18 protein-coding genes are annotated in these 16666 nt (G+C 63.0%); 12 read left to right on the forward strand and 6 right to left on the reverse strand.

From position 1 onward, the window contains the following. Positions 1-9: 9 nt before the first annotated feature. From NN662_RS06020 to ureG, 12 genes are all read left to right on the forward strand, one after another. Positions 10-312: an urease subunit gamma gene (locus tag NN662_RS06020; protein ID WP_261929398.1), complete on the forward strand. Its 303-nt coding sequence runs from the start codon at positions 10-12 to the stop codon at positions 310-312. 19 nt (positions 313-331) lie between these two features. Further along, entirely contained in the window at positions 332-637 is a 306-nt protein-coding gene (locus NN662_RS06025) for an urease subunit beta (protein WP_261929399.1), read from the forward strand. Between the two features lie 13 nt (positions 638-650). After that, complete coding sequence (locus NN662_RS06030; RefSeq protein WP_261931874.1) at positions 651-1097, forward strand: lysozyme inhibitor LprI family protein; 447 nt, start codon at positions 651-653, stop codon at positions 1095-1097. 2 nt (positions 1098-1099) lie between these two features. Next, positions 1100-1744, forward strand: coding sequence for a Urease operon accessory protein (locus NN662_RS06035; RefSeq protein WP_261929400.1), 645 nt, complete (start codon positions 1100-1102; stop codon positions 1742-1744). Positions 1745-1747: 3 nt separating this feature from the next. Beyond that, a complete protein-coding gene (gene ureC, locus NN662_RS06040; protein ID WP_261929401.1) occupies positions 1748-3460 on the forward strand; it encodes an urease subunit alpha in 1713 nt (570 codons plus the stop codon). A 62-nt stretch (positions 3461-3522) separates the two neighbouring features. Then, complete coding sequence (locus NN662_RS06045; protein ID WP_261929402.1) at positions 3523-3768, forward strand: type II toxin-antitoxin system ParD family antitoxin; 246 nt, start codon at positions 3523-3525, stop codon at positions 3766-3768. Continuing rightward, positions 3765-4088 (forward strand): type II toxin-antitoxin system RelE/ParE family toxin, encoded by a 324-nt coding sequence (locus NN662_RS06050; protein WP_261929403.1) that lies wholly within the window; start codon positions 3765-3767, stop codon positions 4086-4088. The genes NN662_RS06045 and NN662_RS06050 overlap by 4 nt, the downstream gene beginning before the upstream one ends. Before the next feature lie 11 nt (positions 4089-4099). Next, a complete protein-coding gene (locus NN662_RS06055; protein ID WP_261929404.1) occupies positions 4100-4708 on the forward strand; it encodes a LysE family translocator in 609 nt (202 codons plus the stop codon). Between the two features lie 429 nt (positions 4709-5137). Next, a complete protein-coding gene (locus tag NN662_RS06060; RefSeq protein WP_261929405.1) occupies positions 5138-5971 on the forward strand; it encodes a GGDEF domain-containing protein in 834 nt (277 codons plus the stop codon). A gap of 111 nt (positions 5972-6082) precedes the next feature. Then, positions 6083-6583 (forward strand): urease accessory protein UreE, encoded by a 501-nt coding sequence (gene ureE / locus NN662_RS06065; protein ID WP_261929406.1) that lies wholly within the window; start codon positions 6083-6085, stop codon positions 6581-6583. Next, entirely contained in the window at positions 6576-7262 is a 687-nt protein-coding gene (locus tag NN662_RS06070) for an urease accessory protein UreF (RefSeq protein WP_261931875.1), read from the forward strand. The genes ureE and NN662_RS06070 overlap by 8 nt, the downstream gene beginning before the upstream one ends. Before the next feature lie 27 nt (positions 7263-7289). Continuing rightward, positions 7290-7901 carry an urease accessory protein UreG gene (gene ureG / locus NN662_RS06075; RefSeq protein WP_261929407.1) on the forward strand — a complete coding sequence of 204 codons (612 nt, stop codon included), beginning with the start codon at positions 7290-7292 and terminating at the stop codon, positions 7899-7901. Positions 7902-7919: 18 nt separating this feature from the next. On the opposite strand, the gene NN662_RS06080 is transcribed toward ureG, so the two are convergent. The 6 genes from NN662_RS06080 to NN662_RS06105 form a co-directional block, all read right to left on the reverse strand. Continuing rightward, entirely contained in the window at positions 7920-8639 is a 720-nt protein-coding gene (locus NN662_RS06080) for a Crp/Fnr family transcriptional regulator (protein WP_261929408.1), read from the reverse strand. 293 nt (positions 8640-8932) lie between these two features. Continuing rightward, positions 8933-12349 (reverse strand): efflux RND transporter permease subunit, encoded by a 3417-nt coding sequence (locus NN662_RS06085; protein ID WP_261929409.1) that lies wholly within the window; start codon positions 12347-12349, stop codon positions 8933-8935. Between the two features lie 15 nt (positions 12350-12364). Then, the gene (locus tag NN662_RS06090) at positions 12365-13561 is read right to left on the reverse strand and encodes an efflux RND transporter periplasmic adaptor subunit (protein ID WP_261929410.1); all 1197 of its coding nucleotides are present in this window, start codon (positions 13559-13561) and stop codon (positions 12365-12367) included. Between the two features lie 341 nt (positions 13562-13902). Next, positions 13903-14886, reverse strand: a complete 984-nt coding sequence (locus NN662_RS06095; RefSeq protein ID WP_261929411.1) for an ABC transporter substrate-binding protein — start codon at positions 14884-14886, stop codon at positions 13903-13905. Positions 14887-14906: 20 nt separating this feature from the next. Continuing rightward, positions 14907-15779, reverse strand: a complete 873-nt coding sequence (locus NN662_RS06100; RefSeq protein WP_261929412.1) for an ABC transporter permease — start codon at positions 15777-15779, stop codon at positions 14907-14909. Next, on the reverse strand, positions 15776-16666 hold the full coding sequence (locus tag NN662_RS06105) for an ABC transporter permease (RefSeq protein ID WP_261929413.1): 891 nt from the start codon (positions 16664-16666) through the stop codon (positions 15776-15778). The genes NN662_RS06100 and NN662_RS06105 overlap by 4 nt, the downstream gene beginning before the upstream one ends.

A 16666-nucleotide genomic window follows, 5' to 3' on the forward strand; every position in this document is an offset into this window, starting at 1 on the left:
GGAACGACAATGAACCTCAGCCCGAGAGAAAAAGACAAGCTGCTGATTTCCATGGCGGCGATGGTGGCCCGGCGGCGGCTGGAGCGCGGCGTCAAGCTGAACTATCCCGAAGCGATCGCGCTGATCACCGACTATGTCGTCGAAGGCGCGCGCGACGGCCGCTCGGTCGCCGATCTCATGGAAGCCGGTGCACATGTCATCACCCGCGATCAGGTGATGGAAGGCATCGCCGAGATGATCCACGACGTGCAGGTGGAAGCGACATTCCCAGACGGCACCAAGCTCGTCACCGTACACGAACCGATACGTTAAGTGGTTGGGAGATTGATTCATGATTCCGGGCGAACTGATTGCCGCTGAAGGCGAAATCGAACTGAATACCGGTCTTCCGACCGTCACGCTGGAGGTCTCCAACACCGGTGACCGGCCAATCCAGGTTGGCAGCCACTATCATTTCGGCGAGACCAATCCGGGCTTGTCCTTCGACCGCGACAAGGCGCGCGGCATGCGGCTCGACATTCCGTCCGGCACCGCCGTGCGCTTCGAACCCGGCCAGACCCGGCAGGTGACCCTGGTGCCGATGTCGGGCAAGCGCGAGGTCTACGGCTTCCGCCAGTCCGTCATGGGCAAGCTCTAGGAGCGCGGGCGTGCTGAAGCTTCTTGCCGCTGCCGCCATCGTCGGCCTGCCGCTTGCGAGCCATGCGCTGGCGCAGGACCCGGACGTCGACTGCAGCGATCCCGTCACCCAGACGGACATGAACATCTGCGCCTATCAGGACTGGCAGGCCGCCGACAAGGAGCTGAACGCCGTCTACAAGCAGGCGGTCGCCTATGCGAAGGACGAGGACACCCAGCTTGCCGATATCGACAAGAACCTGGTCGGTGCGCTCGATGCCTTGAAGAAGGCGCAACGCGCCTGGGTCGACTATCGCGACGGCCATTGCGACGGCATGGGCTTTCAGGCCCGCGGCGGCTCGATGGAGCCGCTGCTCGTCGGGTCCTGCCTTGCCGATCTCACGCGCCAGCGCACCAGGGAACTGAAAGAGCTGATGACCGGCCTTGAGGATCAGGGCGAAGACGGCGGGGAGCAGAAGTAGCCATGGTTCGTCGCATCGCCATCGTCGGAAACGGGCCCGTGCCGCAGGATGCCGCCGCGCGCGTCGACGGCTGCGATTTCGTCATCCGCTTCAACGACTGCCGGTCGCTGACGAGCGAACGCGGTCGGACGGATGTCGTCGCCGTCTGCAACACCGGCCGGCCGGGCAAGCAGATGCTCTATGAAAGCGACTGGCGCGACATCGCCGCCGTGCGTGCTGCCGCATCGATCTGGTGCGTCCGTGATCCGCTGAAGTTTGATGAGATGCGCGCCGTGCTTGGCGAGAGCCATCCCGATCTCGACGATTTCTGTGACGATTACACCGACGGGTTCGCTGCGTTCGCGGCGGAATCGGGCAAGGGGTTCCGCGTCATCGACAGGCAGGTGCACGAGCGGCTCGATGCCGATCTCGCCGCCGTCGGCGCCGGCGCCTATGTCGTGCCGTCTTCCGGCATGGTGGCGATCGCCGAGGTGCTGACCCACCATGCCGGGCCGGAGGATACGATCCTGCTTGCCGGTTTCGGCCACCAGGGCTGGGACGGACATCCGTTCGCCGCCGAAAAAGTGCTGGTCGACCGCTATGCGGCCGAGGGCCGGCTCATTCGAATTTCCGATATCTCCGTAATCTCCCCGCTTGAAGGAGTGTGAACCATGCCGTTCAAAATGTCCCGCGCCGCCTATGCCAACATGTTCGGTCCGACGACCGGCGACAAACTGCGGCTCGCCGACACCGAACTCTTCATCGAGGTCGAGAAGGACTACACCTCCTATGGCGACGAGGTGAAGTTCGGTGGCGGCAAGGTGATCCGCGACGGCATGGGGCAGAGCCAGGTGACCCGCGCCGACGGCGCCGTCGACACCGTCATCACCAATGCGCTGATCGTCGATCACTGGGGGATCGTCAAAGCCGATATCGGCCTCAAGGACGGGCGGATCGTGGCGATCGGCAAGGCCGGCAATCCGGACACCCAGCCGGGCGTCGACATCATCGTCGGCCCGGGTACGGAGGCGATTGCGGCGGAAGGCAAGATCATCACCGCCGGCGGCATGGACGCGCATATCCATTTCATCTGCCCGCAGCAGATCGAGGATGCGCTGATGTCCGGCCTTACCACCATGCTCGGCGGCGGCACCGGCCCGGCGCACGGGACGCTCGCGACCACCTGCACGCCCGGCCCGTGGCACATCGCCCGCATGATCGAGGCGGCAGACGCCTTCCCGATGAACCTCGCCTTCGCCGGCAAGGGCAATGCCTCGCTGCCGGGCGCGCTGGAAGAAATGGTGCTGGGCGGTGCCTCGTCGCTGAAACTTCATGAGGACTGGGGCACGACGCCGGCCGCCATCGACTGCTGCCTGTCGGTCGCCGACCAGTACGACGTGCAGGTGATGATCCACACCGACACGCTGAACGAATCGGGCTTCGTGGAAGACACGATTTCGGCGATCCGGGGCAGGACCATCCATGCCTTCCACACGGAGGGGGCGGGCGGCGGCCACGCGCCGGACATCATCAAGGTCTGCGGCAGCCCGAACGTCATTCCGTCGTCGACCAACCCGACGCGGCCCTACACGGTCAACACGATCGCCGAGCATCTCGACATGCTGATGGTCTGCCATCACCTGTCGGCGTCGATCCCGGAAGACATCGCATTCGCCGAAAGCCGCATCCGCAAGGAAACGATCGCGGCTGAGGACATTCTCCATGACATCGGCGCCTTCTCGATCATCTCGTCCGACAGCCAGGCCATGGGCCGCGTCGGCGAAGTGTCGATCCGCACATGGCAGACCGCCGACAAGATGAAGCGCCAGCGCGGCCGGCTGAAGGAAGAGACCGGTGACAACGACAATTTCCGCGTCAAGCGCTACGTCGCCAAGTACACGATCAATCCGGCGATCGCCCACGGGCTTTCCCACGAGATCGGTTCGGTCGAGATCGGCAAGCGCGCCGACCTCGTCATGTGGTCGCCGGCCTTCTTTGGCGTCAAGCCGGACATGGTGATCCTTGGCGGCACGATCGCGGCAGCGCCGATGGGCGATCCGAACGCCTCGATCCCGACGCCGCAGCCGGTCCACTACCGGCACATGTTCGGCGCCTACGGCAAGGCGCGCACAAATTCGTCGGTGACCTTCGTCTCCCAGGCTTCGCTCGATGCCGGCCTTGCCGGACGCCTCGGCGTCGCCAAGCAGCTCGTGGCGGTCAAGAACACCCGCGGCGGCATCGGCAAGGCATCGATGATCCATAATGCAGCGACGCCGAACATCGAGGTCGATCCGGAAACCTACGAAGTGCGCGCCGACGGCGAACTCCTGACCTGCGAACCGGCAAAGGTGCTGCCGATGGCGCAGCGGTACTTCCTGTTCTGAGGCCGCTTCCCGGCAAGGCCCGTAGGGACTATTATTGCTCAAGTCGCGGAAAGGAGCCTGCCATGTCGATTGCAGCCAATCTTGGAAAGCCGCTGGAGGATTATGTCGACGAACTGATCAAGACCGGTCGCTACCAGTCCCGCACCGACGTGCTTCGCGAGGGCGTGCGGCTCGTGCAGGAGCGGGAGGCGAAACTCGAGGCGTTTCGGCGCGAGGTCCAGAAAGGGATAGACTCGGCTGACCGGGGCGAGCTGGAGGATGCCGACGTGGTTTTTGATCGTCTTCTGAAACATTTCGCCGAAAGATGAAAGTTCGAGTTTCCCGCCTCGCCGCGCTTGATCTCATTTCGATCGGAGATCATCTCAGCGAGCAGGCGGGAAAGCGCCGCGCGCGTGAATTTCTTATCGAACTTCGGAAGAAGTGTGCCGAGCTGGGCCATATGGCCGAGAGGTTCGTCGCGCTGGAGGGTTTCCAAGACGCGGGCTTGAGAAGGCGCGTCAGCCGCAACTATGTCATTATCTATCGCGCGAATGCCGATGTGGTGGAAATCCTCAGAATATTTCATGGTGCGATGGACTACGAGAACTTGCTCGATGTCCGGCAGACATTTGACGACGATACGAATTAGGAGCCTACGCGATGATCGCCTGGTCCATCTTCATACCGGCCTGCTTCGCGCTCAATTGTGCGCCGGGGCCGAACAACATGCTGGCTTTTGCCAATGGCGCGCGGCTGGGATTTGCGCGGGCGATGCTTGGTGGGCTTGGGCGGATGCCGGCCTTTACGCTGCTGATCCTGGTAACGGTGATCGGGCTCGGGACGGTTCTGGCGGCGTCTGCGACGGCCTTCACGGCGATCAAGCTGATCGGCGCGGTCTATCTCGTCTATGTGGGCGTGCTGATCTGGCGCAAGGCCCGCGAATTGTCGCGGATGGAGGCGAAAGACACGTCGGTCCGCGCGCTGATGCGCCGTGATTTCAACATCGCGATCACCAACCCCAAGGCGATCGCCATCTTCACGGCCTTCTTTCCGCAGTTCATCGATGCGACGAGTGCTGCGTGGCCGCAGCTCGTCAAGATGGGCGGCGCGTTCCTGCTCATGGAAGTGGTGGCGGTCATCCTCTATGTGATCGCCGGCGTGGTGCTCGGTCGTTTCATCCGTTCGGAGCGGATATTCGTCTATCTCAACCGGCTGGTGGCGACGGCGCTGGTGGCGTCCGGCGGCACCATGGCGCTGTCACGGCATTGATCAGGGGAACCGAGCTATTCCCCTGACGCATAGCCGGTATGCGCGGCTGATTTCAAAGCGCTTTGATGGTGCGCTGCAGCAATCTCTGGTGTATACAGGGTTCCATCGGTTGATCGCGGATTTTTCCTCCCAAGACTTGCTGCGATCCCGGTTGATGCGGCGGCTTTGGCCGAGGTGTTTGGGAGGTGCAGCTCCTTGGCATAGCTACTGGATTTGAAAAGCCCGGCCCCCGTGCCGGGCTTTTTGCTTTTCCGTCAGGGGGCATCTCGTCCCGCCCTGCATGGCAGCCATTTCATCTAAATATCCGAATGTTTCAAAGTTTAGCGGACGGCTTAGCGAAGCCGAAAAATCGTTGCGGTAAGTTTCCTGTCAATCGACCTTGCGATCATTTTGGGATGCAAGGCTGCGGCACCGTGGAGACCGTCGTCAATGCATGCAGAAGCCATCGCCCTGCCGGAAGACATGTTCGCCTCGCCGATCACCACGATGAGGCATGTCTGGCTGCACGCCGTCAAGCAGGCCTGTCTTGCCGCCGTATTTTCGCCGCTGCTGCTTCTGGCCTTCCTGCCCGTGCTCAAGAGCTTCAATCTGATGCCGCACGAGATCGATGCGCCCTTCGTCTCGCTCTTCGTGACGGCATGGCTCGCAAGCTCGGCGGTCACCGGCATTCTGGCCTATGGCTCCGGCTCCACAGTCTATCGCCTGTCGAAGGCCAGCGAGCGGATGCAGCGCGTGCACGGTACCGACGCGCGTTCGGGCCTTCTGAACCGGCGCGGCTTCCAGGAGGCCATGCGGGGTGTGTCGGGTGAGGCGACGATCGCCGTTCTCGATATCGACCGGTTCAAGAGCATCAACGAGCGCTATGGCCACGCGGTCGGCGACACCGTCATCGAGCGGGTCGGCACCGCGATCGCCGATGGGCTGGGCGATGCCCGTGCCGTCGCCCGTCTGAACGGCGAGGAGTTTGCGGTCATCATCACGTCCGGGGATGCGCATGAACGCCTGATCCGGCTCAATGAACTGTGCCGGCATATCGGCGAGACGGTCTTTCATCTGGGCCAATCCAGCATCCGCCTGACACTTTCGGCCGGGGTTGCCGAGATCGGCGAGGGGCGCGATCCCGACGCCGCACACCGGGCAGCCGACAAGGCGCTGTATCTGGCCAAGAGCGCGGGCCGCAACCGGGTTCTGCACGAGCAGGATCTGCAGAAGGACGAGATCGCCGTCGGTGCGCCGCTGACATTGCATCGGGGTGCCGCCTGACGGCAAGCCGCGGTTTCGCGAGCCACGGCGAGGGTGCCCAAACGACGTATTGTCCTTGCGCCTGCCGCGTCTATTTTGCATGGTGAACTTATCTTTCAGTCAGGCCTCACCATGCAGCGCATAAACTCCTACAGTCCGGCCGGAAGCGTTGATGCAACGCCCGCCAACACGGTCACACTTGCCCATGACGCCCGTCATCTGCGGCGCAAGCTCCTGCATCTCGCCGATGGTTCGATGGCCATGCTGGACCTGAAGGAAGCCGTGCTGTTTGCCGATGGCGACATGCTGCTGACGGACGAGGGAAACTATATCCGCGTCATTGCCGAGCAAGAGGACCTGTTTGAGGTGACCGGCCGCGACAGGCTGCACCTCATGGAAATCGCCTGGCATCTCGGAAACAGACATCTGCCGGCCCAGATTGCCGAAGACCGTATCGTGATCGGCCGTGATCATGTCATCCGGGCGATGCTGGAAGGGCTTGGAGCCAACGTGCGGGATGTCCGGGAGGCGTTCCAGCCGGTGCGCGGCGCCTATCACGCCCATGGCGGTCACGGACACGGTCACGGGCATGGACACGATCATGGCGGACATGCGCATCACGCCCATGACTGAGCTCGCATTGCCGACCGCCGGCGCCACGCAATCGCTGCTGCGGCTGATGACATGGCTGTCGCCGGCGTTTCCAGTTGGCGCCTTCGCCTATTCCGCGGGTCTGGAGAATGCCGCCGCCGAGGGTCGGCTAAGGGACGGCGAGGGGCTGGCCGACTGGACCCGCCTGTCGATCACGTCCGGTCCCGCCTGGAACGATGCCGTGCTGCTGGCGGAAAGCTATCGCCGGTTTGAAGAGCCGGAGAAGCTCGCCGAGCTTGCGGAACTGGCGGCGGCGCTGGCCGGTTCGGCAGAGCGTTATCGGGAGACGCGCCTTGTCGGCGAAGCGTTCCTGGAGGCTGCCGGGGCATGGCCACATCCGGCGCTCGATAGTCTGCTTGCCGACGCGCCTTATCCGGTCGCCGTCGGGGTGGTGGCGGCGGCAAACGGGGTTGAGCTTTCAGCGGCGCTTGCCGCCTATCTGCATGCGGTTGCCTCGCAAGCCGTATCGGCGGGCATCCGGCTGTCGCTTTGCGGGCAGAGGCAGGGCGTCGCCATCCTTGCCGGTCTGGAAAGCCTGATCGCTGGCGCCGCGGAGAAGGCCTCCCATTCCACCATCGATGCGCTCGGCTCCTCGGCCTTTCTTGCCGAGATATCGAGCCTCAGACATGAAACACAGACCGCGCGCCTTTTCAGGTCGTAAGGCGCGGCAAGAGACAGGACGGAAAGAATGGCATCGGGAAATGGCCCATTGCGCGTCGGTATCGGCGGACCGGTCGGGTCCGGCAAGACGGCGCTGACGGAAAAGCTCTGCAAGGCGTTGCGCGACGACTATTCCGTCGCTGTCGTCACCAACGACATCTACACCAAGGAGGACGCGGAAGCGCTAGTGCGCATGCAGGCGCTGACCTCCGACCGGATCATGGGCGTCGAGACCGGCGGCTGTCCGCATACCGCGATCCGCGAGGATGCGACGATCAACCTGCAGGCCATCGCGTCGCTCAACGAGCGCTTTCCGGATCTCGACATCGTCTTCATCGAATCGGGCGGCGACAATCTGGCGGCGACCTTTTCACCGGACCTTGCCGACCTGACGATCTATGTGATCTCCGTCTGCCAGGGCGAGGAAATCCCGCGCAAGGGCGGGCCGGGCATCACCCGTTCCGATCTTCTTGTGATCAACAAGAAGGATCTGGCGCCGCATGTGGGCGCGGATATCGGCGTGATGGATCGCGATGCCGAGCGCATGCGCACCTCAAGGCCCTATGTCTTCACCGACATGAAGCGTGGCGATGGCATCGATACGGTGGTCAGCTTTCTGAAAACGCAGGGCGGCCTCTGACGTCTGCCGCCCGCTGCTTCAGAGGTTTTCGAGCGCGCCGGTGTTTTCCACATGGATCAGACGGCCGCGAACGATGACGCCATTGTCCTTTAGCGTTGAAAAGGCGCGCGACAGGGCTTCCGGCGCCAGGCCGAGCTTGCCGGCCAGCAGGCTTTTCTGGAAGGGCAGGCGCATGGTCGCCGATTTGCCGGCATCGTCCTTCCGGCAATGGGTCAGGATGTAGTGGGCTACGCGCTGCGGCGCCGTCTGCAGCCGGTCATTGGCGATACAGTCCGTGGCGTTGAGCAGATTGGTCGAAAGCGACCGGATGATGGCGCGGGCGACATCCGGCTCTTCGCCGATCAGCTTGCGGATATGGTCGAGGCTGAAGGCGACGATCGTTGCTCTTTCCGCCGCCTGGACATCGAAATGTTGCTTCGCGCCGTTGAACAGCATGCAGTGTCCGAAGCAGTCGCCCGGGCCGAATAGCATGACGTCGGCCGATCGTCCATCCCTGTCCGTCCTGTAGGCGCGCAAGTGACCGGAGACGACGCAGAAGAAGTGCTCGGCCGCCTGGCCTTCGCTGAACAGGACTTCCTTTGCGTCCAGCCGGCGGACTTCCGCTGTCGCCAGCAGTTTCCTCAGTGCCGGTTGGCTCATGCCGAGCAGGAAGGGGAGGCCCGTGACGGCGCTGACCTCACGCGGCTCCAGTTTCAACAGCGGCCCCAGCAGGATGGCTGTTTCGTTGTTCCCGTGCATTTGCAGTCCCATTTTTCCTTCGGCGGGCAAATCCGGTGTGCACCGTTATGACAGCCGTCCCAGTTCCAGCGTTTCGACAGGGAGTGGGGACCTTTCCCTCGTCACGTGAGTGGCGCTGCGTTGTCGGTCGATGCGACCCGGTCACGTTTCTATTCTTCTAGCGCGCTCCGCCTCGGGACCATTTGATTTCAGTCAATTCATTCGGGCCGCGCGCGGAAAAATATGCGACGGCACAACGAAAAAGCGCCGGAAAATCCGGCGCTCTCTCATCAGTCCTGTGGGATGCGGGCTGCCTATTCGGCGGCCAGGGGTGGCAGCTTGATGATGTTGCTGCCGCCGCGATCCTTCTCCAGCCTCGATACCTTTTCTGCGAGATTGGAAATGGCCGCCTGGCTGTTTTCGACGTCGCGGGCGATGTCGTCGGCCGTTCTGGGCTCCGGCTCTTCTTCCTTCGGTCCGACCAGACGGCCGAAGATCCAGCCGAAGAAGCGGGAGACGTCGTCCATGATCAGGAAGAAGGAGGGCACGACCACGAGGCTCAGCACCGTCGAGACGATGATGCCGCCGATCACGGCGATCGCCATCGGCGCGCGGAAGCTGCCGCCTTCGCCGACACCCATGGCGGAGGGCAGCATGCCTGCCGACATGGCGATCGAGGTCATGATGATCGGCCGGGCGCGCTTGCGGCCCGCTTCGACCACGGCCTGCAGCCGGTGCATGCCCTGATGGCGCATTTCGATGGCGAAGTCGACCAGCAGGATGGCGTTCTTCGTCACGATGCCCATCAGCATCAGGATGCCGATCAGGACGGGCATGGAGAGCGGGTTGTTGGTCACGATCAGCGCCACTGCCACACCGCCGATGGCGAGCGGCAGCGAGAACAGGATGGTGAACGGCTGGATGACGTCCTTGAAGAGCAGGATCAGCACGCCGAGCACGAGCAGGAGGCCCATCAGCATGGCGTTGACGAAGCTCTGCTGCATTTCCGCCTGCACCTTGGCGTCGCCGCTTTCGGCGAGCTGCACGCTCTTCGGCAGCTCGGTGTTGGCGAAGACATCCTTGAAGGCCGCGGTCGCCGTATCGAGTGCAACGCCCTTTGGCAGGTCGGCGCCGATGGTGACGACCCGGTAGCGGTTGTTGCGCTTGATGGAGCTAACGCCTTCCGAATAATCGACATCGGCGACGCTCGACAGCGGGACCATGGTGCCGGTCGCGGTGCGGATCTTCAGCGCCCGGATTTCGGCGAGGTTGCGCCGCATGTCGAGCGATTCCTGGACCCGGATCGGGATCTGGCGATCATCCAGCGACATTTTCGGGAGGGCCGCATCCACATCGCCTATCGTCGCGATGCGCACGATTTCGGAAATCTGCTGCGGCGTAATGCCGAGGCGGGCGGCCTGGTCCTTGCGTGGACGGATCTGCAGTTCCGGACGGGGCAGGGAGCCTTCGGCGCTGACATTGGCAAGCGACGGTTCGGCTCTCAGCTTGGTCTCGAGGATGCCAACGGCCTCGTTCAGGTCCTTCTCGTTCTTGGAGAGGAAGTTGAACGACAGGTCGCGCTCGCCGCGGTCGTTGAGCTTGAGGATGTGAACGTCCGGAATGTCCTTGAGCCGTGCGAAGACTTCCGTCTCGACGTCCCACTGCGGCTTGATACGGCCGTGGACTTCCATCTTCGGCAAGTAAGGCCCGATCAGCGGCAGGCGCCCAAAGACGTTGTTGACGACGGTCTTCAGCAGCGAATGTTCGATCTTGTGGAGGTTGAGCGTCACAGTCGCGCGACGCAGCTCCAGATCACCCTTCGGCGAGGCGCCGTCGAGCACGAAGATGCTCTCGACCTCGGGGATGGTGTGCAGCCGGTCGTACATCAGGTCAGTGACCTTTTCGGTGTCGTCAAGCGACGCGTTCGGCGGCAGCTCGACCGAGAGCGTGATGCGTGAAGCATCCTCCGGCGGCAGGAAGCTGCCCGGCACCTGCGCCAGCAACATCAACGATGCGCCCAAGAAACCGATAGCTCCAATAAGCGTTGCGAAGCGCGGAAGCCAGCCGAAGCTTGCGCGCGTGGCTATGTAATTTACCAACCGACCAAGGCGCCGGTTAGAGTGCATTGTCCTGCGTTTAACGTATTCGCGAAAGCGCACGAGAAATGCTGGGGCTAACTGGCCGGTGGTTGCCCGCACGAGCTGCGTATAGCCGCGCATCATCGTGCCGTCATTGCCTTCGTGGTCGTCCATCGTGTCGGTCGACCGCATGAGATAGGCGGCCATCATCGGCGTGATCAGGCGGGCCACGGCCAGCGAGAAGAACACGGCGAAGGCGACCGTCAGGCCGAACTGGATGAAGTACTGGCCCGGAATGCCCGGCATGAAGGACACCGGCACGAAGACGGCGATGATGGTGAACGAGGTGGCGATGACGGCGAGGCCGATTTCGTCGGCCGCCTCGATTGCTGCGCGGTACGGCGTCTTGCCCATCTTGATGTGGCGGGCGATGTTCTCGATTTCGACGATCGCGTCGTCGACGAGAATGCCGGTCGCCAGCGTCATGGCGAGGAAGCTCACCAGGTTGAGCGAGAAGCCGATCATATCCATGACCCAGAAGGTCGGAATGGCCGACAGCGGCAGGGCGACACCTGCAATCAGGGTGGCACGCCAGTTCCTGAGGAACAGGAAGACCACGATGACGGCGAGGATCGCGCCTTCGAGCAGCGTGTCGATGGCGGACTCGTAGTTGCCGTAGGTGTAGTAGACGGAATCGTTGATCAGCGAGATGTCGACGCCGGGATTTTCGGCGCGGACCTTGTCGAGCGCCTTGCCGACCGTTTCGGCAACCGAGATTTCGCTGGCGCCCTTGGAGCGGAACACGCCGAAGGTGACGACGGGCGTGTCGTTGAAGGTCGAGAACGACTTCGGCTCCTCATAGGTGTCCTTGATGACGCCGAGGTCGGACAGCTTGACGAACAGGCCGTTGCCGACCGAAATCGTCGTATTGGCGAGAGCGGAAACGCTGCGGGCATCGCCGAGCGTGCGGATCGCCTGTTCGGCGCCGCCCACCTGTCCGCGACCGGAGCCGAGGTCGGTGTTGACGCCCTTCAGCTGCTTGCTGACATCGGCGGCCGTGATGCCGTAGGCGGCGAGCTTGTCAGGGCTGAGTTCGATGCGGACTTCCCGGTCGGCGCCGCCGTAGCGGTCGACACGACCGACGCCGGGCTGGCCCTGGAGGGCGCGCTTGATCGTGTCGTCGACGAACCAGGACAGTTCCTCGATCGTCATGTTGGGGGCGGAAACCGCAAACGTCTGGATCGCCTGGCCTTCGACGTCGACCTTGGAGACGATCGGCTCGTCGACGGCGGCCGGCAGCGAGCCGCGAATGCGGTCGATGGCGTCCTTGACGTCCTGCAGGGCCTGATTGGTCGGCACTTCCATGCGGAAGACAACGGCGGTCTGGGACGAGCCGTCGGATACAGTCGACTGGATCTCATCGACGCCGGAAATGCCGGAGACGGCGTCTTCGACCTCCTTCGTCACCTGCGCTTCGAGCTCGGCCGGGGAGGCGCCGCTCTGGGTAACGACGACGGAGACGATCGGCACGTCGATGTTGGGGAACCGGGTGATCGGCAGGTTCATGAAGGACTGGTAGCCCATGAACAGGAGCATGCCGAAGGCCAGAAGCGGGGCAACAGGATTACGGATGGACCAGGCTGAGAAATTCATCGTTCCAGTCTTTCCTTAGTTCGATGCCGTCGGCATGTCTTCGACCGGCGTGATGCGGTCACCGTTGCGGACATAGGCGCCGGCCTTGGCGACGACCGTATCTCCGGCCTTCAGCCCGTTCAGCACCTGGATATAGTCGCCGTCCTGAACGCCGGTCTCGATCTTGACCAGTTCGATGCGGTCGTCCTTGACCTTGCGGGCTGTCGAGCCGGTCTCGTCGGTGTTGACCGCCGTCAGCGGCAAGGCCATGCCTTCGACTTGCTTGATGATGATCTCGGCGCTGCCGTACATGCCGGCGCGGGCCTTCTCCGGTTCGTCGATGGCGATATGGACCGAGGCAAGGCGGGTCACGGGGTCGATGGTCGGATCGATCAGGCGGATGGAGCCGTCGAGTGTCTCGGAGCTGCCGGCCAGCGTGATGTGCGCCTTCTGTCCGGGTTTCAGCCGCAGGACATCGCCTTCGGCAACGTCGGCGACGAGCTCGACAGCGCCGTCACGGATGACGGTGAAGAGCGGCTGGCCGGCGGCGCTGGCGATGGCGCCAACCTTGGCCGTCTTGGCGGAGACGACACCCGTTACCGGCGCCTTGACGTCGGTGCGGGCAAGCTTGAGGTCGATGTCGGCGATCTGGGCGTCGACGACCTTCATGTCGGCCTTGGCGACGACGATCGACTGCTCCGCGGCGGTGACGCGGGCATTGGCGCCAGTCGCCGATGCCGTCAGCTGATCGACCTGGGAGGTGGAGATGGTGCCGGAGGCCTTGAGCTTGACCGCCCTGTCACGCTGGCGCACGGCTTCGTCGGCATTGGCCTTCGCCTCGATCAGCTGTGCCTGCAGCTGCGCGAGAGAGGCTTCCGCCTTCGCCTTGTTGGCTTCCAGCTGGCTTTTCTGCAGCAGCAGAGCATCGGTCGACAGCACGGCCATGACCGCGCCCTTGTCGACGTGGTCGCCGATATCGGCGCCCAAGCTCTCGATTGCCAGGCCGTCAACCTGCGGCTGGACGTAGACTTCCTCGACCGGCTTCACCGTGCCGCTGGCGATCAGCCGGTCGGTGAGGCTCTTGTCCTCCACCTTGGTGACGATGATCGCCGGAAACTGGCGGTCTGCCTTGGTTGCCGCAGCCGGCGCCTCTTCGGCGTGTCCGGCGAACGGATCGGAGAGGGCGAGGGCGGAAAATGCCACGCTCAGAAGGAAAGGCTTAAATCGGGTCATGTGACGGTTCCGAAAAGGTCGCTCAACAACCAATACGACAGCCGGGGCGGGCCGAGGCATGATTGTTCAAAAATGGTTGTTCATTGACGCATTTCATGCAGCCTTTGCGACGTCAGAATGCCCCCTTCAAATCGCAAGCCGCATCAACATGGGATTTCAAAAACACGCTTGCAAGGCAGCGCATCCAATTAATTCCACCGTTTGCTTGATTTTATTCTGTGCGCTGCAAAACGCGCTGTCAATCGGGGTGTACGCGCAACTTGATCGATTCCGCCCAAACGCAGAACCGCGCGGGGCATTGCTGCCCGCGCGGCTCCTTTAGAATATCCGAAAAAACGATTTTATTTCAGCGCTTCGTCGGTGATTTCATGCGTCCAGGCGCCTTCCGGCTTCTTGGTAATGATTTTCTGGTCGAGCACGGCCTGTTCGGTCCGGTCGTAGGCGGCTTCATCGAGAACGCCGGTGGAATCGCCCAGCAGCTTGGCCACTTCGGTCATCATGTAGACCTGGTGCTCCTTGGTCTGGGCGCCGGTCGTGTCGTTGTCGAGCACGATGTCGGCGGCTTCCTCCGGATGATCCTTGGCGTACGCCCAACCCTTCATCGAGGCGCGGACGAACTTGACCATGTTGGCCTTGAAGGCCGGGTCTTCGAGCTTGTCGCCGAGAACATAGAGGCCGTCTTCCAGGAGGTTGGCGTTCATCTCGGCGTAGTTGAAGACGGTCAGCTTGTCGAGCGTGTAACCGGCATCGATCGCCTGGCCGAGTTCGTTGTAGGTCATCACGTGGATGCAGTCGGCCTGCTTCTGGATGAGCGGCTGAACGTCGAAGCTCTGCTGGAGAACCTTGACTTCGTCCGCGCCTTCACCGGTCTTCAGGCCTTCGCGGTTCATCAGCGCGAAGAAGGGAACTTCGTTGCCGTAGAACCAGACGCCGATCGTGTGGCCCTTGAAGTCGGCAACGGTCTTGATCGGGCCGTCCTTCGGGCAGACGATTTCCAGGCCGCCATCCTTGTAGGGCTGGGCGATGTTGACGAGCGGAACGCCCTTTTCGCGGGCGGCAAGGGCCGCGCCCATCCAGTCGACGATCACATCGGCGCCGCCGCCGGCGATCACCTGTTCCGGTGCAATGTTCGGACCGCCCGGCTTGATTTCGACGTCGAGGCCTTCCTCGTCGTAGAAGCCCTTGTCCTTGGCAACGAAGTAGCCCGCAAACTGCGCCTGGGTGACCCATTTCAGCTGCAGGGTGATCTTGTCGGCCGCCTGAGCCTGGAGGGCCGAGAATGCCAGCGCGGTCGCGGCCAGCAATGTCGCAATCTTCAGTTTCATGTTTCAGTTCCCTCTTCTTATTACGTCTGTCCACCACGGACAGACGGATGCCAGAACGTGACCTTGCGCTCGATCAGCGCGACGATCCCGTAAAACAAGGATCCGGTGACGGCAGCCACCAGGATTTCGGCCCAGACCATGGCCGTGTTCATGCGGCCCATCTCCACCGAGATGCGGAAGCCGATGCCGACCGAAGGCGAGCCGAAGAATTCCGCGACGATAGCGCCGATCAGCGCCAAGGTCGAATTGATCTTCAGCGCGTTGAAGATGAACGGCCAGGCCGCCGGCAGGCGAAGCTTGACCATCGTCTGCCACCAGCTGGCCGCATAGGTGCGCATCAGATCGCGCTCCATGTGGCCGGCGGCGGAAAGACCGGCGACGGTGTTGATCAGCATGGGGAAGACGATCATCAGGACGATGACGGCGGCCTTCGACGGCCATTCAAAGCCGAACCACATGATCATGATCGGCGCGATGCCGATGATCGGCAGGGCCGAGATGAAATTGCCGAGCGGGAGCAGCCCCGCTTTCAGGAACGGCGAGCGGTCGATCAGCAGGGCGGCGACGAAACCGAGACCGCAGCCTATGAGATAGCCGGGCAGGACCTCCTTGAAGACCGTCTGGACCAGATCGAGCCAGAGTGTGGGGAAGGCCGTGGCCGCTTCGGCGAGGATGGCGCTCGGGGCCGGCAGCAGGATTTCCGGTACGTTCAGCCCCCGCGTGATGAGTTCCCAGAGGGCGAGCAGCGTCAGGCCGAAGATGGCCGGGACCGCGAGGTTGATGCGCCGGGCGCCGGCGGGGCTCGCCGGCGTGACATGCACCAGCTTCTCGTTCAGCGCCCAGGCGCCGAGCCAGATCGCCAGCGCCGCGATGATGGTGAGCGTCGTCGTCATGCGAGCGCCTCCGGTTTGGCGCCCATCGCCTTCATCACCAGCTTCTCGACGGCGGCGACGACGAAGACGAGGCCGCCGGCGACGATCGCCGAGACGAAGAGGGCGGCCCAGATCTGGATGGTCTGGCCGTAATAGGAGCCCGAGAGCAGGCGGGCGCCGAGGCCGGCGACGGCCCCTGTCGGCAATTCGCCGACGATGGCGCCGATCAGGGAGATTGCGACCGCGACCTTCAGCGAGGCGAAGAGGAACGGCACGGCAGACGGCCAGCGCAGCTTCCAGAAGAGCTGGCTGCGGCTGGCATTGTAGGTGTGCATTAGGTCCAACTGGATCGTTTCGGGCGAGCGCAGACCCTTCACCATGCCGACGACGACCGGGAAGAAGGAGAGGTAGGTCGAGATCAGCGCCTTGGGCAGCAGGCCGGAAATGCCGATGGCATTCAAGACGACGATCAGCATCGGCGCCACCGCGAGGATCGGGATCGTCTGGGATGCGATGATCCACGGCATCAGCGACTTGTCCATCGCCCGGTTATGGATGATGCCGACGGCCAGCAGCACGCCGGTGACGGTGCCGAGCGCGAAGCCGAGCAGGGTGGCCGACAGGGTGACCCAGGCGTGATAGACGAGCGAACGCTTCGACGTCACTTTCATCTCCGCCGTCGTCTTCCAGATTTCGGCGACGATCTGATGCGGCGCGGGCAGGAGCGGCTTGTCCATCTGATAGGACTTCAGCCAGACCTCGGAGGCCGTCAGGTTCTCGTTCTTGCGGATCGCTTCCTCGGCGGCCAGCGTGTGGTTCATGAAGAGCGCCGCGACATACCAAATCGCGACGATGGCGAGGATGACGGTGAGGATGGGGAGGAATTTGGCGCGGAGGGCTCCTGCCAT

This window comes from Rhizobium sp. NRK18 (assembly GCF_024385575.1).
Taxonomy (GTDB): Bacteria; Pseudomonadota; Alphaproteobacteria; order Rhizobiales; family Rhizobiaceae; genus JANFMV01.

Bases quoted from the DNA above. Each gene is read 5' to 3' on its own strand.
- NN662_RS06020 (WP_261929398.1), top strand. From the start codon at position 10: ATGAACCTCAGCCCGAGAGAAAAAGACAAGCTGCTGATTTCCATGGCG.
- NN662_RS06025 (WP_261929399.1), top strand. From the start codon at position 332: ATGATTCCGGGCGAACTGATTGCCGCTGAAGGCGAAATCGAACTGAAT.
- NN662_RS06035 (WP_261929400.1), top strand. From the start codon at position 1,100: ATGGTTCGTCGCATCGCCATCGTCGGAAACGGGCCCGTGCCGCAGGAT.
- ureC (WP_261929401.1), top strand. From the start codon at position 1,748: ATGCCGTTCAAAATGTCCCGCGCCGCCTATGCCAACATGTTCGGTCCG.
- NN662_RS06045 (WP_261929402.1), top strand. From the start codon at position 3,523: ATGTCGATTGCAGCCAATCTTGGAAAGCCGCTGGAGGATTATGTCGAC.
- NN662_RS06050 (WP_261929403.1), top strand. From the start codon at position 3,765: ATGAAAGTTCGAGTTTCCCGCCTCGCCGCGCTTGATCTCATTTCGATC.
- NN662_RS06055 (WP_261929404.1), top strand. From the start codon at position 4,100: ATGATCGCCTGGTCCATCTTCATACCGGCCTGCTTCGCGCTCAATTGT.
- NN662_RS06060 (WP_261929405.1), top strand. From the start codon at position 5,138: ATGCATGCAGAAGCCATCGCCCTGCCGGAAGACATGTTCGCCTCGCCG.
- ureE (WP_261929406.1), top strand. From the start codon at position 6,083: ATGCAGCGCATAAACTCCTACAGTCCGGCCGGAAGCGTTGATGCAACG.
- NN662_RS06070 (WP_261931875.1), top strand. From the start codon at position 6,576: ATGACTGAGCTCGCATTGCCGACCGCCGGCGCCACGCAATCGCTGCTG.
- ureG (WP_261929407.1), top strand. From the start codon at position 7,290: ATGGCATCGGGAAATGGCCCATTGCGCGTCGGTATCGGCGGACCGGTC.
- NN662_RS06080 (WP_261929408.1), bottom strand. From the start codon at position 8,639: ATGCACGGGAACAACGAAACAGCCATCCTGCTGGGGCCGCTGTTGAAA.
- NN662_RS06085 (WP_261929409.1), bottom strand. From the start codon at position 12,349: ATGAATTTCTCAGCCTGGTCCATCCGTAATCCTGTTGCCCCGCTTCTG.
- NN662_RS06090 (WP_261929410.1), bottom strand. From the start codon at position 13,561: ATGACCCGATTTAAGCCTTTCCTTCTGAGCGTGGCATTTTCCGCCCTC.
- NN662_RS06095 (WP_261929411.1), bottom strand. From the start codon at position 14,886: ATGAAACTGAAGATTGCGACATTGCTGGCCGCGACCGCGCTGGCATTC.
- NN662_RS06100 (WP_261929412.1), bottom strand. From the start codon at position 15,779: ATGACGACGACGCTCACCATCATCGCGGCGCTGGCGATCTGGCTCGGC.
- NN662_RS06105 (WP_261929413.1), bottom strand. From the start codon at position 16,666: ATGGCAGGAGCCCTCCGCGCCAAATTCCTCCCCATCCTCACCGTCATC.